At 67.8% G+C, this 22,485-nt stretch carries 21 protein-coding genes; 2 read left to right on the forward strand and 19 right to left on the reverse strand.

Features of this window, described 5'->3' with window-relative positions; genetic code table 11:
• Positions 1 to 47: 47 nt before the first annotated feature.
• From AK36_RS28310 to AK36_RS28355, 11 genes are all read right to left on the reverse strand, one after another.
• Complete coding sequence (locus AK36_RS28310) at positions 48 to 1,220, reverse strand: porin (RefSeq protein ID WP_011880329.1); 1,173 nt, start codon at positions 1,218 to 1,220, stop codon at positions 48 to 50.
• Complete coding sequence (locus AK36_RS28315) at positions 1,217 to 3,406, reverse strand: FUSC family protein (RefSeq protein ID WP_045579774.1); 2,190 nt, start codon at positions 3,404 to 3,406, stop codon at positions 1,217 to 1,219. Before AK36_RS28315 ends, AK36_RS28310 begins: the two co-directional genes overlap by 4 nt.
• A gap of 16 nt (positions 3,407 to 3,422) precedes the next feature.
• Complete coding sequence (locus AK36_RS28320; protein WP_045579775.1) at positions 3,423 to 4,022, reverse strand: LutC/YkgG family protein; 600 nt, start codon at positions 4,020 to 4,022, stop codon at positions 3,423 to 3,425.
• Positions 4,019 to 5,392: a lactate utilization protein B gene (locus tag AK36_RS28325; RefSeq protein ID WP_006481909.1), complete on the reverse strand. Its 1,374-nt coding sequence runs from the start codon at positions 5,390 to 5,392 to the stop codon at positions 4,019 to 4,021. The genes AK36_RS28320 and AK36_RS28325 overlap by 4 nt, the downstream gene beginning before the upstream one ends.
• Entirely contained in the window at positions 5,389 to 6,132 is a 744-nt protein-coding gene (locus tag AK36_RS28330) for a (Fe-S)-binding protein (protein WP_011880331.1), read from the reverse strand. The genes AK36_RS28325 and AK36_RS28330 overlap by 4 nt, the downstream gene beginning before the upstream one ends.
• A gap of 56 nt (positions 6,133 to 6,188) precedes the next feature.
• Positions 6,189 to 7,937: a D-lactate dehydrogenase gene (gene dld, locus AK36_RS28335; protein WP_011880332.1), complete on the reverse strand. Its 1,749-nt coding sequence runs from the start codon at positions 7,935 to 7,937 to the stop codon at positions 6,189 to 6,191.
• Positions 7,938 to 8,282: 345 nt separating this feature from the next.
• Positions 8,283 to 9,194 (reverse strand): LysR family transcriptional regulator, encoded by a 912-nt coding sequence (locus AK36_RS28340; protein WP_011880333.1) that lies wholly within the window; start codon positions 9,192 to 9,194, stop codon positions 8,283 to 8,285.
• A 304-nt stretch (positions 9,195 to 9,498) separates the two neighbouring features.
• The gene (locus tag AK36_RS28345; RefSeq protein WP_230938916.1) at positions 9,499 to 10,392 is read right to left on the reverse strand and encodes an NAD(P)-dependent oxidoreductase; all 894 of its coding nucleotides are present in this window, start codon (positions 10,390 to 10,392) and stop codon (positions 9,499 to 9,501) included.
• Positions 10,389 to 10,691: an alpha/beta hydrolase family protein gene (locus AK36_RS34120; RefSeq protein ID WP_196480568.1), complete on the reverse strand. Its 303-nt coding sequence runs from the start codon at positions 10,689 to 10,691 to the stop codon at positions 10,389 to 10,391. The genes AK36_RS28345 and AK36_RS34120 overlap by 4 nt, the downstream gene beginning before the upstream one ends.
• 12 nt (positions 10,692 to 10,703) lie before the next feature.
• On the reverse strand, positions 10,704 to 11,402 hold the full coding sequence (locus AK36_RS28350) for an alpha/beta fold hydrolase (protein WP_196481224.1): 699 nt from the start codon (positions 11,400 to 11,402) through the stop codon (positions 10,704 to 10,706).
• A 57-nt stretch (positions 11,403 to 11,459) separates the two neighbouring features.
• Positions 11,460 to 11,774: an EthD family reductase gene (locus tag AK36_RS28355; RefSeq protein ID WP_011880337.1), complete on the reverse strand. Its 315-nt coding sequence runs from the start codon at positions 11,772 to 11,774 to the stop codon at positions 11,460 to 11,462.
• Between the two features lie 169 nt (positions 11,775 to 11,943).
• Here AK36_RS28355 and AK36_RS28360 point away from each other — a divergent pair, with 169 nt between their 5' ends.
• On the forward strand, positions 11,944 to 12,798 hold the full coding sequence (locus AK36_RS28360; RefSeq protein WP_011880338.1) for a LysR family transcriptional regulator: 855 nt from the start codon (positions 11,944 to 11,946) through the stop codon (positions 12,796 to 12,798).
• Between the two features lie 446 nt (positions 12,799 to 13,244).
• Here AK36_RS28360 and AK36_RS28365 read toward each other — a convergent pair whose 3' ends face one another.
• The 8 genes from AK36_RS28365 to AK36_RS28400 form a co-directional block, all read right to left on the reverse strand.
• Positions 13,245 to 14,258 (reverse strand): hypothetical protein, encoded by a 1,014-nt coding sequence (locus tag AK36_RS28365; RefSeq protein ID WP_045579776.1) that lies wholly within the window; start codon positions 14,256 to 14,258, stop codon positions 13,245 to 13,247.
• 351 nt (positions 14,259 to 14,609) lie between these two features.
• Positions 14,610 to 16,133 (reverse strand): methyl-accepting chemotaxis protein, encoded by a 1,524-nt coding sequence (locus AK36_RS28370; protein ID WP_230459713.1) that lies wholly within the window; start codon positions 16,131 to 16,133, stop codon positions 14,610 to 14,612.
• A 389-nt stretch (positions 16,134 to 16,522) separates the two neighbouring features.
• Positions 16,523 to 17,272, reverse strand: coding sequence for an amino acid ABC transporter ATP-binding protein (locus AK36_RS28375; RefSeq protein ID WP_045579778.1), 750 nt, complete (start codon positions 17,270 to 17,272; stop codon positions 16,523 to 16,525).
• Complete coding sequence (locus AK36_RS28380) at positions 17,259 to 17,909, reverse strand: amino acid ABC transporter permease (protein ID WP_045579779.1); 651 nt, start codon at positions 17,907 to 17,909, stop codon at positions 17,259 to 17,261. The genes AK36_RS28375 and AK36_RS28380 overlap by 14 nt, the downstream gene beginning before the upstream one ends.
• Positions 17,906 to 18,592 (reverse strand): amino acid ABC transporter permease, encoded by a 687-nt coding sequence (locus AK36_RS28385; protein WP_014725982.1) that lies wholly within the window; start codon positions 18,590 to 18,592, stop codon positions 17,906 to 17,908. The genes AK36_RS28380 and AK36_RS28385 overlap by 4 nt, the downstream gene beginning before the upstream one ends.
• Positions 18,593 to 18,682: 90 nt before the next feature.
• Entirely contained in the window at positions 18,683 to 19,489 is an 807-nt protein-coding gene (locus tag AK36_RS28390) for a transporter substrate-binding domain-containing protein (protein WP_011880344.1), read from the reverse strand.
• A gap of 418 nt (positions 19,490 to 19,907) precedes the next feature.
• Positions 19,908 to 21,260, reverse strand: a complete 1,353-nt coding sequence (locus tag AK36_RS28395; RefSeq protein ID WP_045579780.1) for an ATP-binding protein — start codon at positions 21,258 to 21,260, stop codon at positions 19,908 to 19,910.
• Positions 21,260 to 21,922 (reverse strand): response regulator transcription factor, encoded by a 663-nt coding sequence (locus AK36_RS28400; RefSeq protein WP_011880346.1) that lies wholly within the window; start codon positions 21,920 to 21,922, stop codon positions 21,260 to 21,262. Before AK36_RS28400 ends, AK36_RS28395 begins: the two co-directional genes overlap by 1 nt.
• Before the next feature lie 163 nt (positions 21,923 to 22,085).
• On the opposite strand from AK36_RS28400, the gene AK36_RS28405 reads away from it, so the two are divergent.
• Positions 22,086 to 22,460 carry a cytochrome b562 gene (locus AK36_RS28405; protein ID WP_011880347.1) on the forward strand — a complete coding sequence of 125 codons (375 nt, stop codon included), beginning with the start codon at positions 22,086 to 22,088 and terminating at the stop codon, positions 22,458 to 22,460.
• Positions 22,461 to 22,485: the final 25 nt, after the last annotated feature.

A 22,485-nucleotide genomic window follows, 5' to 3' on the forward strand; every position in this document is an offset into this window, starting at 1 on the left:
CGGTCGTACGCGGCTACCAGAGCACGCCCCCCGCGCCCGCATGCGCGTCAAAACCGATGCCGGATCCCGACCGCCATCACCAGTTGATTCGCGCCGGATGCGCGCGAGAAATTCGAGATCTGCGCGCCGGCAATGCCCGTTCCGGCCAGTCCGTTCGCATGCTGGAACAGCGCTTCCGTATAAACGTCGGTGCGCGGCGACAGCGCATCGATCGCGATGACGCCGGCTTGCTGCCATCGCGGCCGCGCCGCGCCCGCCGCACCGTCGAACGACGCGACGGTGAACACGTAGTCCGCCGCGACGGTCCATTTGCGCGTCAGCGCGTAGCGCGCGTTGATCTCCGCGTTGTGGAACGTGATGTTCGCGCCGTGCAGCACGATCGGCGCATCGGCGACGTTGTTGATCGACGTGACCGCATCGAGCCGCGTGCGCGTCGCGATCGCGGACACCCGCAGCCGGTCCCACGTGTAAGCGGCCGCCGCGCTGACGGTGCGCTGCCGCGCCGCGTTGAACGGCGCGCCGGCCGGCTCCGCGCCATCGGCATTGGCGGGCGGCAGATTGCCTTCGCGGTCGAATGCGAGGTAGCTCGCGCCGGCCGAAAACGGCCCGTGCTCGTAGGTGGCCGCGAACGCGTAGCCGCGGTTGTTGCCGAAGCCGCCGGCCTCGTTCGAAAATCCATACGTCGCGCCGAACCGGAAGCCGCCGAGCAGCGGGCTCGTGTACTTCACCGAGTTGTTGGTGCGCGTGTAGTTCGCGAGATTGTCGTTGTCGAACGGATGCGCGAACGCGACGCCGCCGAACGGCGTGCCGGCCAATGCAAACGGCTGGACCAGTTGCAGCGTCGAATCGAACTGGCGGCCGACCGTCACCGTGCCGTACCGGCCGGACGCGAGCCCCACGTAAGACTGGAAGCCGAACAGCCGCCCTTGCTGCCCGAGCGCGCCGCTGGTGACCGCAAACCCCGTCGCGAGCAGAAACAACGCGTTCAGATCGGCGCCGAGCGGCTCGTTGCCGGAGAGCGTCAAGCGGCTCACGTTGGCGTCGCCGGATTTCGCCTGGAACGCGTGCGCGTCGCCGCGGTGGCTGCCGATGTCGTCGACGAACGCGATCCCGCCGTCGATCAGGCCGGAAATCGCGACCGTGCCCTGCGCACGCGCGACGGCCGGAATGAACAGCGCGACGATGCAGCCACGCACGGCGGCTCGAATCCGTGGGTTCATACGCGCTGCCGCGATGCGCTCGACGGCTTGCCGGACGCCGCTTCCGCGCGGCGCAACGGCGCGCGCTGCACGGCCGAGATGCGCGAACGCAGCGCATGGACGATCCACGCACGCTCGGCCACTTCCCGCTGAATTTCGCGCGCGTGGCCCGACGCGCGATCGCCGTCGCGCGGGCTTTCCGGCCGCGTCGCGTGCGCGGGCGCGGGCGCCGGCGCGGCGTCGGCGATCAGGCGCGCGGCGTCGCGCGCGGCGGCGGCAATCGTCGCCCGGTCCAGGGCGTCGAGCGTATCGTCGAGATACTCGACCGGCGCGAGCGCGCCGACCAGCGCCTTCATCTGCTGCATCGCGACGGTTGCGCTCGCGGTGCGCGGGTCGGACGCAATCGACTCGAAACGCGTCGCCGCGATGGTCGCATCGAGCCGGTCGATCGCAACGCACGCCTGGCGGCGCAGCACGGTCAGCGATTCGCGGCGCGCGCGCGCGCGCGCGGGCGCGTCGTCGCCGACCGCGCGCAGGTAGGTCGCGGTGGCCGCCATCGCGAGATCGGCCACCTCGCCGATCCGGTGATGCTCGCGGTCGGGCCATGCGAGCAGGCTGATGAGCACGCCGACCAGCACCCCGGCAAAACTGTTGCCGACCCGCAGCGCGGCCAGCATCCATGACGGCCCGATCGGCGTCCCGAGATGCGCGACCAGAATGAAATGCGACGTCAGGAACAGGATGTACGACACGTAGCTCACGCTGCGCGTCGCGAGCGTGCCGGTGGCGAGCGGCAGCACCGCGAGCGCCAGCAGCAACGGATCGTGAACCAGCAGCGACACGGCCGATGCGAGCACCGCGCCGAGCAGCGTGCCGCCGATGCGCAGCCCGGACAGCTTCACCGTCTGCGACAGCGTCGGCTGCATGATGAACATCGTCGTCAGCGCGAGCCAGTATCCCTGCTGCACGCCCGAGATGCGCGCGAGCGCGACGGCGATCATCGCGGCCACGGCAAGACGCGACGCATATCGATGAAACGGATTCGGCGCGACGATCTCGCGGCGCAGCGCGGCGAGCCGGCCCGCGCCGCGCGCGGGCTTGCCCGGTGCCGGCGCGGTGAGCGCCGCAGGAACGGTCGCGGTAGAAGGCGACTCCACCGCCGGATGAAGCAGCACTGCCGCGTATCGCGCGATCAGCGTTTCGCACGCGCGCAACCACGTCAGCCCCGCGTCGTCGCGATGCGCAACACGAAACTCGGCGACGCGCCCCGCGAGCGTCGCGCGGAGTTCGGCGAGGTCGTTCGCGAGCGACTGCGCCGCGTCGGCGGCCGCGCCGTCGCGGCCAACGGCGCGCGGACACGCTTCCACGAGCCGCGCCAGTTGCGCGAGCACCGGCGCGAGCAGCGCGGCGGCTTCGCGCCGTTCGCCGACGCCGGCCGCGGCGATGTGCGACTCGAGGCCGGCGAGCAACGCCATCGCGCGTTCCGCATCGGCGCGCCACTTGGCGGACAGCGGCGGAAGACCGCCGCGCGGGTGCATCGACACGGCGATCATCGCGTCGAGCCGCGCGCGCAATGCGGCGCGGCCGCGCTCGAGCGAGGCGGAATCGCCGTTCGCGGCCCGTGCGAGCCGTTCGACGAAGTTCGCCATCGCATGCAGGAACGCCATCGTCGCCATCCGCGCGCGTGCGCTGCCGTCGGTCTGCCACAGGACGATGCCGGCCAGCGTCGCCCAGACGCTGCCGCCGAAGTAGAACAGCGCGTACTGCACGGCCGACGCGCCGCCATGAACCGGAAAACACGCAGAGACGGCGCATGCGGTCGCGGTCAGAATGCCGCGCGTGCCGGCCGCGCCGCCCCACTTGCGCGCCGACGCGCCCAGATACGCGACGGCCCCGACGATGACGATCGACAGCGGCGGCAGCGCATGCGTCGCGATCGCGCTGGCGGACGCCAGGCCGCCCAGCATCCCGAACGACAGGCCGGTGGCGAGGCGGCCGGCGGCCGGGCGCTCGGACTCGTCGGCGAGGCAGGTCCAGAACGCGGCGATCGCGGACCAGCACAGCATCGGCATATGCAGCCGCGCCGCGGCGACGGCCGGCACGACACAGATCAGCCCGCCGCGCAGCGCTTCGGCGAGCGGCAGGTAGTGTCCGCCGAGATTGACGAAGCGCCGCAATCGGTCGCGAGCGGTTGAGACTAGACCCATCGTCGATCCTGCGCGCTCAACGTGCGTCGCCTGCGAGCGGGACCGGAATCACGGTCAGCGACCGGATGCCCTGCGCACCGCGGATCAGCACGCCTTCGATGTCGGCGGTTGCGGACGGCCCGCTCATCAGGCACGCGTAGCGCGCCGCGAAGAACTCGGGGCGGTGATACGCGTGATGCAGGTTGCCGACGATCTGCGCCGGGTCGAGCAGCGCGACCAGATGTTGCGACAGGTAGCCGAGCGCGTTCACGCGATACTCGCGCTCGCTCAGATAGAGCGAGCCGGTTTCCGCGACCGCGAACGCCGGGCGCACGATCCCGACGTCGACGTCGTTCAGCTCGTGCGGCCGCTCGACGGCTTCGATGCGCCGCGTGCCGGCCACCTCGGGCACCGCCGAACAGACCACCCGCGCATCCGGAAAGCGCGCCCGGATCAGCGCGTCGAGGTCGCCGTCCGCCGGCGGCTCGCACCAGATGCCGCCGACCCGCGCGAGCGCCTGCTTGAACGCGTCGAGCGCGGGCGGCAGATCCTGATCGAACAACGGCACCGCCGGCAGCGGCGCCGGCGTCCGGCCGGCCGTGCGCAGGCGGGAAAGGATCAGGTCGCGGCTGCTCATTTCTTGTTCCTCTTCAGATACCAGTCACGGAAAGTTTCGGCCGGCGGCTCCGGCAGTTCGCGCTGCTTGCCCCACTCGTTGAGCGGGTTGTACAGCACCGCGCGCGGCAGCGTCGAGATCGCGCCGGCGGCGCCCTTGATCGCCGCGCGATAGAGCTTCGGCCGGGACAGCACCTTGCCGGCGACCGTCATCGCTTCGCGCTTGACGAACGGCAGCGCGTGCCGCTCGGCGATGATCTGCCGCCACTTGTAGATCTGCTCGTGGATGTTGATCTTGACCGGGCACACGTTGGTGCAGCTGCCGTTCATCGTCGACGCGAACGGCAGCGAGCTGTATTTCTTGAAGTCGTAGGTCGGGTTGATGATCGCGCCGATCGGACCGGAGTAGACGCCGCCGTAGCTCAGCCCGCTGCTGCGCCGGTAGACCGGGCACGTGTTCATGCACGCGCCGCAGCGGATGCACTTCAGCGAATACCAGAAGTCGTCCATCGCGAGCCGTTCGGAGCGGCCGTTGTCGACCAGCACGAAGTGCATTTCGCCGCCGTCGCGCGGCCCGCGGAAATGCGACGTGTACTGCGTGATCGGCGAGCCGAGCGCATTGCGCGACAGCATGCGGATGAAGAGGCCGAGGTGCTCGAGCTTCGGAATCAGCTTCTCGATGCCGATCGACGCGATGTGCAGCGGCGGCAGGTTGGCGCTTAGGTCGGCATTGCCTTCGTTCGTGCAGACGGTGATGCCGCCCGTCTCCGCCACCGCGAAGTTGCAGCCGGTCATGCCCGCTTCCGCGGCGAGGAAGTGCGGGCGCGTGGCCTGCCGCTGCGCCTCGGCCAGCCGCGGAATGCTGCTTTCGGCCGGATCGGTGCCGAACGAGGCCGCGAAGGTCTGCGCCACGTCCGTCGCGAGTTTGTGTACGGCCGGCACGACGATATGCGACGGCATCTCGTCGTCGAGCTGCTGAATCCGCTCGCCGAGATCGGTTTCGACCACCGCGATGCCGCGCGCCTCGAGGTACGGGCGCATCTCGCACTCCTCGGTCAGCATCGACTTGCTCTTGACCAGCGTGCGCACGTTGCGGCCCTGCAGGATGTCGTAGACGATCCGGTTGTGCTCTTCCGCGTCCTTCGCCCAATGCACGACCACGCCGTTCGCGGTCGCATTGCGCTCGAACTGCTCGAGATAGTCGGGCAGATGCGTGAGCGTGTGTTCTTTGACCGCGGACGCGAGCGCGCGCATCGTTTCCCATTCGGGGATCGCATGCACGGCCTCGTCGCGCGCGGTGCGCAGCCCCCAGAGGCGCTTGTCGTGGAACTCGACGTGTTTCTCGTCGGCGATGAACTTCTTCGAGTAACCGACGTGGTCGACGCGTTTCATGCTCGTGCTCCGTTCAGGATGCTCGCGATGTGGATGAACTTCAGGCCGAGTCCGAGGCGCTCCGAGCAGCCCTTCTGGTGCATCAGGCACGACGAATCGGCCGACACGACGTACTCGGCGCCGTTGCGCGCATGATCGCGCACCTTGTCGGCGCCCATCCGCGCGGATACCGGCTCCTCCGAGACGCAGAACGTGCCGCCGAAGCCGCAGCATTCGTCGGGACGGTCGGGCTCGATGAACTCGATGCCCTTCACGCCCTTGAGCAGCGTCAGCGGCTTCGAGAAGAACGGGCCGCCGATTTCGGACATGCTGGCGGTCTTCAGGCCGCGCAGCGTGCCGCAGCTGTTGTGCAGGCCGACCTTGTGCGGAAATTCCGCCCACGGAAAGTCGTGCACCTGCAGCACGTCGTGAATGAACTCGACCAGCTCGTAGGTGTTGCCGCGGACCGCGAGCGCGTCGGGCGTCTGATCGGCCGCGCTCAGATGGTCGCGCACGTGATGCACGCAGCTGCCGCTCGGCGCGACGATGTAGTCGTAGCCGGCGAAGTTGCGCACGAACAGGTTCTCGGTGGCCGCGGCCTGCTTTTCACAGCCGCTGTTTCCCATCGGCTGCCCGCAGCAGGTCTGGTCGAGCGGATAGTCGACCTCGCAGCCGAGGCGCTCGAGCAGTTCGAGCGTCGCGACGCCCACGTCGGGAAAGAACGCGTCGATGAAGCACGGGATGAACAAGGCTACTTTCAATGCAGCGGCTCCTGAAAACGGTTTGCTGGTTCGGGGTACGGCGCGGCCGCGGCGGATCAGTCGTGCGCTTCGCGGTACTTCGCGAACTTCGACATCTGGCCGATCCCCGGGTTGAAGCAGTTGCACGGGTCGAGCCCTTCGTAGAACGCCTTGAGCGCCGGCTTCGCGTGGTACAGGTGCCCGACGTTGTGCTCGGCCGGATATTCGGCGCGGCGCGCGTCGAGCAGCTTCCACATCGCGTGTTCGAGCGCGAGGCAGTCGTTGCCCTTCTTGACGATGTAGTCCTGGTGGAACACGTGGCACAGGAAGTGGCCGTAATACAGCTTGATCGCGATCGGCGCGTCGATGTCGGGCGGCAGCGTCTCGAACCAGTCGCGATCGTTGCGGCGAAGCGCGATGTCGAGCGCGACGATGTCCTCCACGTCGCGGGTATGCACGTTGCGGTAGCGGATCGCCGCGCCGGCCGCCGCGAACCGGTGCAGGAACGCCTTCTCGCCTTCCGCCTGCGTGCATTCGAAGAACGCGCCCGTGCGCTTCGCGAAGAACGACGTCAGGAAGGTGCGCGCTTCCTCCGCGGTATCGGCCGATACCTTCAGCATCAGATGATGTTCGTAGCGCTTGCCGTAGTCGCGAATGCGCGGCGGCAGGTGATTCGGAAACAGGTTGCTGACGGCCTGCATCACGCGATCGCTCAGATGCCGCGGCAGGAAGCCGAGCCGGTCGAACCACGCGTCGCATTTGCTCTTGAAGCCGAACAGCATCGGCATGCGCTTCGTGCCGAAGTGGCGGATCATCAGGAACGTGTCCTTGCCGTACTTCTGCGCGATGTCGAACGCGTCGCGGTGCAGGTATTCGCCCGCGATCGGCAGGCGCTTGAACTGCGTGAGCGCGTGGCGGCGGATGTCGGTCAGCTCGTCGATATCGTTGGTGCCGATGTAGAACACCTTCGCACCGGCTTCGATCGGAAACGTGTCGAGGCGCACCGCGAACACCATCACCTTGCCGGCCGAGCCCGATGCTTCGTGCAGCCGCAGCGGATCGGCGTTGTAGCGCGCGGGCGTGTCGGCATCGACGTCGCGCACGTGCTCGGCGTAGTGGTGATCGGAACCGGACGCATCGCCGTCGACGATGTCGCGCTCCGAGAAATCGCCGTTGTCGAGGCGCGCGAGGATTTCCTCCGGCACCGCGCCCAGGCGCACGTCGAGATGGTTCACGAGCCTCAGGCGCCCGTCCGCACCGACCTGGGCGAACACCGACATCTCCGTGTAAGCCGGGCCGCGCTGCACCAGCGCGCCGCCGGAGTTGTTGCAGACGCCGCCGATCACCGACGCGCCGATGCACGACGAGCCGATCACCGAGTGCGGCTCGCGCCCGAGCGGTTTCAGCGTCTGCTCGAGCTGATCGAGCGTCGCGCCCGGCAGGCAGATCACCTGCTTCCCGCTTTTGATGACGTGCACCTTGCGGATCCGTGCGGTGCTGACGATCACGATGTCGCGGTCATAGTCGTCGCCGTCGGGCGTCGAGCCGCCGGTGAGGCCCGTGTTCGACGCCTGGCAGATCACGATCACGTTCGCGGCCACGCAGGCCTGCAGCACCTTCCACTGCTGGAGCAGCGTGCCGGGCCGCACCACCGCGAGCGTCCGGCCTTCGCCGAACCGGAAGCCGGTCCGGTAGCGCCGCGTGTCCCGCTCGTTCGTCAGTACGTCCTGCTGGCCGACGATTTCCGTCAGCGAACGGATGAACGCCTCATGCCGCCCGGTGGGCGGCGCAAGCGGCGAAGACGATTCGCCTGATACGGTTGACACGTGAATTCTCCTGTTGGCCGAGCGCGGAAGAGGGATTGAACGGCGCCGCAGCGGCGTCCGATCGGAATGCCGTAAGGCTAGGCGTGCGGGGCGGTGAAGTCCAATATCGCGTGGACGCGATTTCAAGACGAAATGCATATCGCTCGCGCGGCGAGCGAGCGTGCAGACCGCGCAGCGGCGGCGATTGGGGCGTGGTGCGGGGTGGAATGCGGGTGGAATGCGGGTGGAATGCGGGTGGTTTGCGAGCGGTTTGCCTGCGGATTGCGGCTTCCGCGCGGCGTGCCGCGTCGAATCCGACGGGCCGACGCCGCTAGCGGCGCCCGTGGGCGCCGGCGCTCATGGCTTTCACGGCGTCGCGGCGCTGTCGGCCGTTTCGCGCGCGAGCGTGCGGACGGCGCGCACGAGATTCTGAATCACCGGCGATTTTTCGCGCGGGCGGTGAACGAGCACGATCGGCGAGCGCAGCGGCTCGCCCTGCAAGCCGTGGTAGGTGACGCGATCCGTCGGCGCCTGGCGCACCGACTCGGGGATCAGCGTCACGCCGAAGCCGGCCGCGACGAGGTTCACCGACGCGGGGATCTGCGGCGACTCCATTTCGACGGTCGGCGTGAAGCCGGCTGCCCAGCACGCGCCGACGATCGCGTCGTACAACGCGGGGCCGATCGCGCGCGGGAACAACACCAGCGGGTCGTCGGACAGCGCGTGCAGCGCGAGCACCGGCTCCGCGCCATGGCGGTGGCCGGACGGCAGCACGGCCAGAAAGCGCTCTTCGACCAGCGGCTGCACGGCCAGGCCGCGGCAATCGAGCGGCAGGCGCACCAACGCGGCATCGACGCGCGCCTCGAGCACCTTGTCGATCAGCGCCGGGCTGTTGCTCTCTTCGCAGTGGATCAGGACGTCCGGATAGTCGCGCCGGAAGCGTTGCATCAGCGACGCGACGAATGGATGGAACACGATCGAGCCGGCGAAGCCCAGCACGAGCCGGCCGCTCAGGCCGCGCCCGGCGTTCTGCGCTTCGGCGAGCGCGAGCTCGGCTTCTTCGACGATGTGCTTCGCGCGCTCGCGGAACAGGCGGCCGGCGTCGGTCAGTTCGACGCGCCGCGGATGGCGGATGAACAGGCGTGTGCCGATCTCGCGCTCGAGCTTCAGGATCTGCTGACTCAGCGGCGGCTGCGCGATGCCGAGAAACTCGGCGGCCTCGGTGAAATGCAGATACTCGGCCACCGCGAGGAAGTAGCGTAGCTGACGGAATTCCATGCGGGTGTCGGGTCGGAAAAGCGTGGGGCTCGGGGCCGGGGGAAGGCTTGGGGGGCGATTTTAACTCGGGCGGGCGGGGGGTGGGTTTTGGCGGGGTATGGGGGCCCTCCAACAGAATTCGCTATCTGGACCGGCGCGAGATCGCGTGACCAATGCGGTCGATTCGGTGGCGGCGAGACCACCGCGCAAGGAGCCGACGCTGTGCGAGTCGTCGTCCGCGGTGGCACGCATGTTTCGATGCCGTGTTCGTCGTCGCGAGGCGCGGCACGTGCGGACAGCCTCGCCCCACTTCGCCGCCACCCGCTCACCCCACCCGAAACCCACCCGCCTCGACCGTCAACCCCGCAAACACCGACCAATCGCAATCGCCCATGCCCGCCTCGACGGCTTCCGCCATTCGATCCCGCACCACCGCGAGCATCGGCAACGTGCGACCCGCCTGCGCGGCGGCGTCGCCCGCGAGGCGCAGATCCTTCAATCCGAGCGACGCCTTGAAGCCGGGCCGATACGCGTTCTCGACGATATTGCGCGAATAGGTCCGATACGGACGGCTGCCGAACAGCGTGCCGAGGATCAACTCGAAGAACCGCGTGCGAGAAAGCCCGTTCGCCTCGGTGAGCACGACCGCTTCGGCCATCGCTTCGATCGCCATCGTGATCATCATGTTGCACGCGAGTTTCGCGGCATAAGCGGCGGGCGGCGCTTCGCCCATGTCCCATACCTGCTTGCCGATGGCGTCGAGCGCCGGCATGACGCGCGCGAGCGCCGCCGGGGCGCCTGCGGCCAGCACGTTCAGCTCGCCCTTCGCCGCGATGTCGGGTCGCCCGAGCACCGGCGCAGCCACATAAGCGACGCCCGCCGAGCGATGAAGCGCGACGAGCTCGTGCGCGAACGCGACCGAGATTGTCGATGCGACCACATGCACGAGGCCCGGCCGCGCCTGCTGCAACAGCTTCGCGTCGAGCAGCACGGCGCGGATCGCCGCGTCGTCGGACAGCATCGTCAACGCGATGTCGGCCTGCAGCGCATGCACCGGCGCGTCGACCATGCGCACGCCGTCGACGGCGCCGCCCGACCGATTCCACGCCGTCACCGCATGGCCGGCGGCGACCAGATTGCGGGCCATCTCGCGCCCCATGGAACCCATCCCGATGATGCCGATTTCCATTCGACTCTCCTTGCGCAAGCGCGCGTTCACGAGGTGCTGTGCAGCGGCTCGGCTGCCTCGGTATGTTCGACGAGCCAGCTCAACACCGGCGCCAGCGCCTCATCGGAGTTCTTCTCGTAGATGAGCCCGTGACCGTTGCCGAACACCCGATGGTCGGGCAGATGCAGCACTTCAGCCCGGCTGCCGGCGGCGTTGAGTTGCGCGACGGCTGGCGCACTGGCCGCGGCGAACGCGGAAGCCTCGGCCGTGACGGCGACGATCGGCAAGCCGGCCAGCGCCGGCAGCCGGTGCGTACCGGGCGCAGCCGCGCGCAGCGCGTCGGGCGACACGACGGGCGGCTCTCAGCCGAGCGGCGCCGCGGCGAGCCCCCAGGTCAGCGTCCCGATGTTCGGAATCTCCGCAAACGGCCGCCCCATCGGCTCGACGGCGACGATCGCTTTCACCAGGCCGGGCCGGCGATCGGCAACCAGCCAGCCGACCGGCCCCGACGCCGAGTGCGTCAGCAGGATCGCCGGCCCGACGCGGTCGAGCAGCTTCGCGATCCGGTCGGCCTCCATGTCCTGCGAGAACGCGAGGTCAGCGGGAAGCGGGCCGTATCCGGCGATGAAAGCGTCCATTGCCGCTTCGTTGTCCGCGGCAAACGGCCATTGCGTGTGCCGGTCTTCGTATTCGCGCGGGAAGTAGATGTGGCGGCCGTGTTCGTACGAGAACGGCGGCCCCATCGGTCCCATCGTGTCGACGTGGAACGGCGAGCGTCCGTGTCCGGGGCGGTCGGCGACGAGCACGGCATAGCCAGCTTCCACGAGACGCTGCGCCCAGCCGGGCCGGCCGTCCGGCGTGTCGAACCATTCGGTGCCTTGAAAGCCGCCGCCATGCAGCAGCACGATCGGCCACGGGCGAGTCACCTCGACCGGCGTCTCCCATTCGACGAAGAGCGGCCCGCATTGGTCGGTCTGCCCGCCTCGTTCGATGCGGTCGCCGGCAATCCACAGATGGCCGCGTCGTACGGTGCGCGGGGCTGCATGTTTCCAGAAGGACATGGTCGTGTTCCTGTCGTTGATGTCCGCCGCTCGCGCGCGCGTCGCGCAGTCAGCCGGTCAGCGCCGCGCTACGCGCAGGCGCGTCGGTGCAATGTCGGTAAAGGCCGCAACGTCGGCCATGACCAGCGCGGCCTCCGGCGAGCCGAACGCGGCGTCGATCGCAGCATCGTCGCGAAAAATGCATTCGCAGATCGCCAGCGTGCCGACATGCGTCGGCGCCGGAAAGAAAGCGGTCGCACGCTCGAGACCGTAGCGCCGCCATGCGTGCATCACGAGCGGCAGATGACGTTCAACGTAGTAGCGCCGGTGGAAGCGCTGGGCCGGCGTGCCGTCGTAGGTGACATACACCGTGGCGGTGGTGCTGCATGACATGACGCGCTCCGTTCTGCGTGGTTAGTGCCCGCCGCCCGACGTGCGGCGGCCCGGCCGAAGCCGCAGTCGATCGCGACGACATGCGGTGGATCGCAGTCTGTCAAATTCAGTTTCGTACGGCAATTCAATATAATGAACAGCATCCGTTCACTTTTGTTGGTACATCGATATGGAGTGGAGCGACGTGCGGATCTTCCTCGCGATTGCGCGTATGGGCACGCTGGGCGCGGCGGCACGCGCGCTGGCGCTGAGTCACCCGACGATCGGGCGGCGCCTGCGCGCGCTGGAGACGTCGATGGGGCAAGTGCTGTTTCAGCGAACCGCGGATGGCTTCGTTCTAACAGAGGAAGGCGTCGCCATCCTGCCGCTCGCCGAGCAGATGGAAGAAAGCGCGCTGACGATGGAGCGCCGGCTGACCGGCGAGCAGCAGAAGCTCGAAGGCACGCTGAAGATATCGTCGTCCGACTGGTTCGGCGCGTACGTGTTGCCGCCCGTGATCGCCGAGTATTCGCGCGACTATCCGCTGGTTGAAATCGACGTGCTGACCGGCACGCGCCTGTTCAATCTCGCCCAGCGTGAAGCGGACGTCGCGTTCCGGATCGTTCCATTCACCGGGCAGGACATCGTGCAGCGCCGGCTGACGCGGATGCGCTACGGTGTCTACGTGGCGGCCGCGCATGCCGATCCGGTCGAAGGCGACGGCGCCGGCCACCGCCTGATCGCGATGGATACGTCGACCGGCAGCTTCCCCGACATCGACTGGCTGAAAGCGCGCTTTCCGAACGCGGGCGTGGTATTGCAATCGAATAACCGGAATGTCCAGGCCCAGATGTGCGGCCGCGGTTTGGGCATTGCCGTATTGCCGCGGCCGGTCGGCGATCAGCTCGCGACCATTCGCAGGCTCGAGTTACGCGACGAGCCGCCGCAACGCGATATCTGGATGGGCTACCACCGCGATCTCAGGCGGCTGCATCGCTTGCGCGCGTTCGTCGATCTCGCGGTCAAGCATATTGGGAGCGAATGAATCGCAACGACCGGCAGCCGTGAAAGGCTCACGCGGCAATCTGACGTCGAGCCCGATAATTCACCGCATACCACTAAACATTCGCGGCCAAACGGACGCGACGGCACCCACCTATCCGCAGCGCGGCGGTCCTTTACGTGTCGGCTTCGACGCGTATAGAACGACGCTTCATGCCTGACTCAATCACCCATTAGTTTGGTTTGTTGTGCCGCGCAATCGTCGTCCTGTTCTGGACCAATCCACGGAACGGCGATCGGTAAAGCATTCAACCGGTACGGGTGCGCGTCGCCTTGCTCACGACCACATCCGCAGCGCCACGGCCGACGTCAAGAACGCGAATATCCACCGTCCACGCCTCCCGCAATCTCCCCAATAGCACCCCGAACCCATTCACCGATGCCCTTGCGACATCGGCCGACGTGCTGCGGACGCACGCGCGCCGAGCCTCAGAACTTGTGCGCCACGCCGACCATGAACATGTCCTGGTCCTTGTCATTGCGGGTCGCGACACGGTTGAAGCGCAGGCTCGCCGCCCAATCCTCGGCCACCTGATAACTTACCTGCGCGCTGAGCAACGCATTGAGCCGCGTCTGGCTCGACGCTTCGTCGCGATCGCGTGACAGATACGGGCCGACGCCGGCCGACAGCGTCCATTTGCTGCCGACCGGCGCGACGTACCAGAATTGCGCGGCCACGCCGCGCCGGCCCGCGACGCCATTGTTGCCTTCGTAGACGAAGCTCGCCGAATAGGCCCACGCCGTGCCGAACGGCCGGCGGACTTCGACCATGTAGCCCTTTTCCATCGGCACTTGCGGACGGTTTGTCTGCGACGTGCCTGCCCATACCGCGACCTGCGTCTTGCCGTCGGATACCGCCGGATGCAACTGGCCGCCGAAGTCGGAGCCGATGCCGAACAGCAGCGCGTCGGAATTGAAGCCGCCGAGCATCTGCACGTGGTTGTATTGCACCTTGACGAAGAAGCGATCGGCAACGACGTAATAGCGCATCGCCGCCGACGCGCGCACGCCCCATCGCTTGTCGTTGCGCGCCTCGTTGTCGACGTGCGTGGTGTCCATGCTGAAGTACGGCCCCGCCGACAGTTCGAGCACCCACCGATTGGCGAGTGGCCACCGAAACGAGCCGAGCGCCGCGAAGCCGTCGCGGTGATGGTCGAGCGGATGCCCTTCGTTCAGGTACGCGACATAGACCGACAGGTAGTCGTTCAACACGTCGCCGAAACCGACTTCGTAGGCGCGCCAGTGCATATCGCCGCCCTCGGTCGCGCGGCCGTCGCCATACACCGCGTAGACGTCGATCGTCCGGTCAGCTGGCTTGGGGGCGGCAGGCAAGTCCGGCGCGCCGTCGGCGGCCCGTGCATGCAGTGGAGACGCCAGCAATGCGAAACCGGCGATCGAACTCGTGACAACGAAGCGCAAGCAGACGCGACGATATCGTCCCATTTCGACACCCCCTCACGTTGGGCACCGCGGTTTCGTGGACAAGTCGCTGGCGATTATAGGTGGCGCCGGGCCGTGAGGACCAGCCCGGAGATGCACGTAGGAGCGCGAATAGCAGCGCGCCTGCGATGAACGCAGGCGCGGTAGTGGTGATAGTGAGGGCCGCGCGGTCTATCGGCGCGTGTCGCCGAACGTGGCGTCCGGCCTTCCTGCCGGGCACTCGGCGCACAGCGTCAACGCGCCGGATCGCGAACTGCCTAGCGCCGCGCGAAGCGCTCGACTTTGGTCATACGAAATGATCGACGGCCGCGGCTCGCTACGTTCCGCTACGTTCCGCGCCGCGCCGGCAAACGCTCAGGCGTCGCCCTGCGCCGAGCCGATCCGAAATACCGAGACGGTCGCCGCGAGCTGCTCGGCCTGCTCCTTCAGCGACAGCGCCGACGACGACGCCTGCTGAACCAGCGCCGCGTTCTGCTGCGTGACCTGATCCATCTGCGTCACCGCCTGATTCACCTGCTCGATGCCTTTCGACTGCTCGTCGGATGCAGCTGCGATCTCGCCCATCAACACCTGCACGCGCTGCACCGACGCAAGGATCTCCGACATCCGGTCGGTCGCACGGTCGACCTGGCGCGCGCCCGTCTCGACGCGCCGCAGCGAATCGTTGATCAACTCCTTGATCTCGCGCGACGCGGTGGCGCTGCGCTGCGCGAGCGAGCGCACCTCGCCCGCGACGACCGCGAATCCGCGGCCCTGCTCGCCGGCTCGCGCCGCTTCGACGGCCGCGTTCAGCGACAGGATGTTGGTCTGGAATGCGATGCCTTCGATGACCGAGGTGATTTCAGCGATCTTGCCGGACGCGTCGGACAAGCCGCGCATCGTGCCGACCACTTCCTGCGTCGCCTGATTGCCCTCTTCGGTCAGCATTGCCGCGTTGTGCACCACCTCGTTCGCCTGCTTCGCGTTGTCGGCGTTCTGGCGCACGGTCGACGTGAGCTGCTCCATCGATGCAGCCGTTTCTTCCAGCGACGCGGCCTGCTCCTCCGTGCGCTGCGACAGGTCCAGGTTGCCGGCCGTGATCTCATGCGCGGACGTCTCGATGGACCGGGAGCCTTCGCGCACGATCCGGATGGTCTGCAGCAGCTTGCTCTGCATCGTCTGCAGGCCGCTCATCAATTGGCCCATTTCATCTGACGATTCGACGTCGATCCGCGTCGTCAGGTCACCCTCGGCGATTGCGCTGAAGTGACCGAGCGCACGCGCCAGCGGCACGCCGATCGCGTTCTGCAGCGACCACCACGTGAACGCCGCCGCGCCCAGCGCGACCGCGATGCCCGCGATCGCGAAGCCGACGAACCAGTGAAAGCGGGCCTGCGCGGCATCGAACGTCACGCGCGACGCGCTCATCTGGATCCGGCCGAGCGCATCCATCGAATCCGATGCGTCGATGAACAGCGACGGCGGAATGTGCCGCCACACGTTCGGGATGTTCGCCGGATCGTGCGCGGCGATCGCGGTGAACATCGGTTCGAGGCCGTGCTCGACGAGCGCGTTGAACTTCGTATTCGCGTCGGCTGCGCGACGCGCTTCCTCAGGGCCGGAAAGCCGCAGCCCACGATAGGTGTCCCATGCCTTCTTCGACGCGGCGAGCAGCTCGCGGGCCGTGGCGCTCTCTTGCGCGACGTCGGGGCTGTCCGGATCGAGCGCGATGCGATACAGCCACAGACGCGTTCTCGACAGCGCGACGTTGGCCTGCCCGAGCGCCTCCGACGACGCCAGCCGTTCCGAATAGAGCGTCTTCACATCGTCGTTGCTGATCGCGACGCCGATGACGCCGATGAAGCCGCCGATGACGAGCAACACCCCGAGAAAGCCCATTGCGAGCGCCAGCCGGACGCGAATGCTTAAATTTCTGATCATGAAGAGGCGAACGTTGAGCACGAAACCGTTGCATGCGGCGCATGCGTGTGAAGCCGATCGAAGCGGCACGTGCGGGACCGATGCCTCGATAACGACCAAAGCGGCGCGCGAATTAGTGCGGAGCCCGTAATGGACGTTTCCTGAAGCCGCGATTAATGGGGTGAATTTGGCGTGGTAGCAGCAGCGCGAGCCGGTTCATTGCTCGCACTTGCGTGGGTGACGGCGTGGCGCAGGTCACGCGATGACATTCATCCGACCAATCCTACAACAACACGATTTTTTTCGGAACGCGAAATCGCGCAGCGACGATCCGCACGACGACGTGATGACCGCGCCGGCATGCATGCTCAGCGCGCAGCGGCCTCCGTACTGCGCACGCTGCCGAGGAAGCGCCCCAACTCGACCGTCTGCGGACGCTCGAAGATGTCATCGGCGCTCCCGCTCTCCCACACTCGCCCCTGATGCATGAACACGATCCTGTCGCTGACCGCACGCGCGAAGTTCATCTCGTGCGTGACCATGATCAGCGTCATGTGCTCGCGCGCCAGCTGCTCGACGACGCCGAGCACCTCGCCCACCAGCTCGGGATCGAGCGCGGACGTGATCTCGTCGCACAGCAGCACGCTCGGCTTCATCGCGAGCGCCCGCGCGATCGCGACGCGTTGCTGCTGGCCGCCCGACAGCTGGTCGGGAAACGCGTCGAACTTGTCGCCGAGGCCGACGCGCTCGAGCATCAGTTCGGCGACCGCGCGCGCCTGCTGCCGATGCGCGCGCTTCACGACCGTCTGCGCCAGCATCACGTTCTGGCCGGCGCTCAGGTGCGGAAACAGGTTGTACTGCTGGAACACCATGCCGACCTTGAGCCGCAGCGCACGCAACTCCGAGTGCCGCGCGTCGACGCATTCGCCGTCGATCGAGATGCTGCCCGCGTCGATGCGCTCGAGCCCGTTGAGCGTGCGCAGCAGCGTGCTCTTGCCCGAGCCGCTGCGGCCGATGATCGACACGACCTGCCCGCGCTCGACGGAAAAATCGATGCCCTTGAGCACATGATGGGTGCCGAAGTACTTCTCGACACCGCGGGTTTCAACGAGCGGCATGCCATCTCCTTTGCAACGTGCGCGCATAACGCGTGAGCGGATAACAGAGTGCGAAATAGATCAGCGCGACGAGCCCGTACACGACGAACGGCCGGAACGTCGCGTTCGAGATCGCGATGCCTGCCTTGGTCAGCTCGGTGAAGCCAATGATCGACACGAGCGCCGTATCCTTCACGGCCTGCACGCCGAAGCCGACCGTCGGCGCGACCGCGATGCGCGCGGCCTGCGGCAGGATCACGTGCCGCAACTGCTCGACGTAGCTCATCGCGAGGCTCGCCGACGCTTCCCACTGCCCTTTCGGCACCGCCTCGACGCAGCCGCGCCAGATTTCGGCCAGATACGCGCTCGTGAAGAACGTGAGCCCCGCGGTCGCGGCGACCCACGGCGGCACGTCGAAGCCCAGCAGCGGCAGACCGAAGAACACGATGAACAGCTGCATCAGCAGCGGCGTGCCCTGGAACACCTCGATGTAGACCTTCGCGCAGCCGCGCAGCAGCGTCGAGCCCGACACGCGCATCACGAGCACCGCGAGGCCGACGATGCCACCGGACAGGAACGACACGATCGACAGCACGACCGTCCAGCGCGCGGCGAGCAGCAGGTTCGCGAGAATCTGCCCGAACGAGAATTCGATCATCGCGCACCTCGCACGCGGCGCGAGAACAACCGCCGCCCCATCGATCCGAGCGCGCCGCGCAGCAGCAGCGCCATCGCCAGATATGCGGCGGTGATGACGAAATACGTCTCGAATGCGCGGAAGTTGCGCGACTGGATGTAGCCGGCCGCGTAGGTCAGATCGGCCACCGAGATCTGCGACACGACCGCCGAACCGAGCATCGTGATCACGATCTGGCTCGACAGCGCCGGGAACACCTTCGCGAGCGCCTGCGGCAGCACGACGTGACGCAGCATCTGTGCGCGCGACATCGCGAGCGCGGACGCGGCTTCGACGTGTCCGTTCGGCACCGCGGCGACGCCCGCGCGCACGATCTCGACCGAATACGCGCCGAGATTGAGCGTCATCGCGAGGATCGCGGCCGCGTATTCGCCGATATGCACGCCGAGCGCCGGCAGGCCGAAGAAGATGAAGAACAGCTGGACGACGAACGGCGTATTGCGGATCGCCTCGACGTACGCGCCGATCAGCGGCCGCAGTCGCACGGCCGCGCGCGCGTCGACGCTGTAGGCGGCCGCGCCGAGTATGCCGATCGCCACGCCGAGCACGGTCGCGACCGCGGTCAGCGCGAGCGTGGTCGCGGCGCCGCTCGCGAACACGCCGGCGTAGTCGGCAAGCTCGCCGAATTGAAGCTGGTAGCTCATGACGGTCGATGGATTCAGGTTTGACGATGCAAGCCGCTGCGGCGGCCGCCGGGCGCGCCGCGGCGGCGGATCAGGCGGGGCGGCGGCCGGTCACAGCCCGGCCGGCAGCGGCTGGCCGAGCCACTTCTTCGACATCGCGCCGAGCGTGCCGTCCTGCTTTGCATGCGCGATGGCGTCGTCGATCTTCGCGAGCAGGCGCGGTTCGTTCTTGTTGACGCCGACGAAGCACGGCGAATTCTTGATCACGAACTTGACCTCGGGCCGGCGCGGCGGATTCTTCGCGAGAATCGCCGCGGCCACGATGTTGCCGGCCGCGATCAGCTGCACCTGCCCGGACAGGAACGCCTGGATCGTCGCGTTGTTGTCCTCGAAGCGCTTGATGGTCGCGTTCGGCGCGAGTTGCGTCAGCGCGATCTCCTCGAGCGCGCCGCGCGTGGCGCCCACCGTCTTGCCGGTGAGATCGGCCGGCGTGCTCACCTTCACGTCGGCCGGCCCGAACACGCCCTGGAAATACGGCGCGTAGGCGCTCGAGAAGTCGATGACCTTCTCGCGCTCCGGGGTCTTGCCGAGCGACGAGATCACCATGTCGACCTTGTTGGTCGTCAGGTACGGAATCCGGTTCGCGCTGTTCACCGGCACGAGCGCCAGCTTCACGCCGAGCGCGCGCGCGAGCAGGCCGGCCATGTCGATGTCGTAGCCTTGCGGCTGCATGTCGGTGCCGACCGAGCCGAACGGCGGATAGTCTTCAGGCACCGCGACGCGCAGCGTGCCGCTCTTGGCGATGGTGTCGAGCGCGTCGGCCTGGGCCGGGGCTGCGGCGAACAGCGCCGTCACGGAGGCAGCGAGCAACGCAGCCAGCCACGTGCGTCGGGAAAACGGTCGAATCGTCAGGCTCACGGTCAATCATCCTCGTCTGGTATGTCGTCGGGCGGTGCGCAACGATTGCGCGGCCGGCACCACACCAGCAAGAAGCGGGCCATCGTGGTGAATCGGCTGTCGCGTCGGCATCGGACGCACGCGCCGGCGATCTGCATTCCTCATTTCGGTGCATCGCCCGACGCGGCACGCGGCCGTTGCCCATTCGCAGCGCGCGCGAGCGCACCAAATTAACCGGCTGGTTCACGCGCGGCGCGACGATGGGGATCGGGTTGCATGCGGATCGAACGTCGATGGCCATGGGTGTGCGCGGCGCGGCGCGTCGGTTGGACCGACCGGCCCGGAACGCGACGGCGAGCGGGCGGCATTACGCGCGCCGTGCGCGGCCGGCCGCGCGCATCCCGCCCGAAATACCGCGGCCGATGCGCGCTCGGGATACCTATCGACCCTGCACCGGCAAGGTCACCCGCACGCCGAATCCGCCGCCGTTCAGCCCGTCGACGTAGGTCAGACGCCCGCCGAGCTTGGCCACGATCCGCGCGACGATCGACAGCCCCAGGCCGCTGCCGCTCGCGTCATGATCGGCACCGCGAAAGAACCGGTCCTGCAAGCGCGCCAGATCCTCGGTCGGCACGCCGGGGCCGTCGTCGCACACCTGTAGCGTGACCGCGTCGGCGTCCTGCCAAGATGCGATTTCGACGTGCCCATGCTCGCGGCCGTACTTGATCGCGTTATCGACGAGGTTGTCGAGCAGCACGCGAAGCAGCGTGGGCGGCGCGTGCATGACGACGCGGCCATCGACCCGCGACGTCACGGACATCTCCTTGCGCTCGGCGCGCGCCTGATGATCGTTCACGCATGCGGCGATCAATTGACGAAGATCAACGTCCGCGCCGTCCAGCGGAACCGTCTCGTCGAGCCGCGCCAGCGCGAGCAACTGATCGGCCAGATGCGTGCTGCGGTCGACGCCCTCGACGACCCGCTGCATCGCGCGCCGCTGGCGCTCCGGATCGCGCGCGGTGAGCGCTACCTGCGCCTGGACCTTGATGGCGGCGAGCGGCGTCTTCAGCTCGTGCGCCGCGTCGCTGGTGAACGCGCGCTCGCGAACGAGCGAGTCGCGCAGGCGTTGCAGCAACGTATTGAGCGCGGCGACCAGCGGACGCACTTCATCGGGAATGCCGCGCGTGCCGATTGCGTCGAGGTTGTCGGCCGAGCGCGCTTCGATCGCGTCGGACAGCGTGCGCAGCGGCGTCAGGCTGCGGCCGATCGCGAACCAGATCAACACCGCCAGCACCGGCAGCGCGAACGCCAGCGGCCGCGCCACGCGCCGCGCGACTTCGGCGGACAGGTCCGAGCGGCGCGTGCGCTGCTCGAAGATGCGCACCGTCCGGCCGCGCGCGGCATCGGTCAGCACGTACGCGTGCCACTTCGGATTGCCCGACTCGGCCGCGCCGGATGCAGCAGCCGCAGACGCCGGCACGTCGAGCGCCGCGAGACCCGGACTGGCCGCGAGGACGCGCCCGTCGGCATCGCTGACCTGGTACAGCATCGGCGGCGCGGCATCGTTGTCGCCGTCGTCGTCGTCGCGGCCGGCGAGCACGATCTCGGCGAAGCGCGGCAGGTCGCGCGCGTCGAGCACCGCGAAGGTCCGGGCGATCTGCTCGACGCGCGTTTCGTACCATTCGTCCGCTTCGTGAATCGCCTGACGATAGCTCGACACGAGCGAATAGGCCCACACCACCACCACGCCCGACAGCACGAGCAAGGTCAGCCGTTGCCGGATCGAACGCATCACGACGCCTTCTCCACCACGTAGCCCACGCCGCGGATCGTGCGGATCAGGTCGGCGCCGAGCTTCTTGCGCAGGTTCGAAACGTGCACCTCGATCGCATTGCTCTCGATCTCCTCGTTCCAGCCGTACAGGCTGTCCTGCAGCTGCGCGCGCGACAGCGGGCGGCCCTGGTTCGACAGCAGTTCGACCAGCAACGCGCATTCGCGCGACGTCAGCGCGATTCGCTCGGCGCCGCGGGTGGCCGTCATCAACGCGGGATCGACCGACAGGTCGCCGTATTCGATCGTGTCGGTGCTGCGCCCCTGCGAACGCCGCACGAGCGCACGGCAGCGCGCGACCAGCTCGGTCAGGTCGAACGGCTTGCCGAGATAATCGTCGGCGCCCGCGCTCAGGCCGCTCACGCGATCGGCCACCGTGTCGCGCGCGGTCATCACCAGCACCGGCGTATGGTCGCGACGCTTGCGAAGCCACGCGAGCAGCTCGACGCCGGACATGCGCGGCAAGCCCAGATCCAGCACGACGAGGTCGTACGGCGTGGTTTCGAGCGCCAGTTGCGCATGCCGGCCGTCGTGCGCCCAGTCGACCGTCATGCCGGCCTCGCTCAGCCCGTCCTCCACGCCGCTGCCGATCAGCTTGTCGTCCTCCACGAGCAATACCCGCATGATTCGCAACTCCTCTTTGATCCGGACCTCGCGTCCGTTGCGGCACGATAACCGCAGGCGTGCCCGCGCATCAAGCGGGTCGCGGCCGAAATCGGGCCTTAAGAATCCGTTAACGTCGGCGCCCTATCGTCGCGCTCACCGATACTGCCGACCCGAAACGCCCATGAAGACGCCCGCATTCCGATTCCGCTTCTGCGCCGCGCTCGCCGCGCTGCTCGTCGTGACCGCCGCGCCCGCGCAGGCGGGCGAGATCAAGCCGCTGATGCGCGACATGAAGCAGACAATGCAACGCGCGCTGAACAGCCGGACGACCGCCGAGATGCGCGGCTACGTCACCCGGCTCGAAAGCGACGCGCAACAGGCGAGCCGCCAGCGCTATCGCAGCGACCAGTCGACCTACGACGAAGGCATGCGCACCTTGCAGCGCGAACTGACCGAAGTCGATCGCGCGATCGCGGCGAACGATCTGCCGGCCGCCAAGCAGGCATTGCGCCGCATCAACGACACGAAGAAGCACTACCACGACCTGCTCGGCTGAGCCGACCGCACCCGCTTGCCACTGA

Origin of the sequence: Burkholderia vietnamiensis LMG 10929, assembly GCF_000959445.1 — a bacterium.
GTDB lineage: Bacteria > Pseudomonadota > Gammaproteobacteria > Burkholderiales > Burkholderiaceae > Burkholderia > Burkholderia vietnamiensis.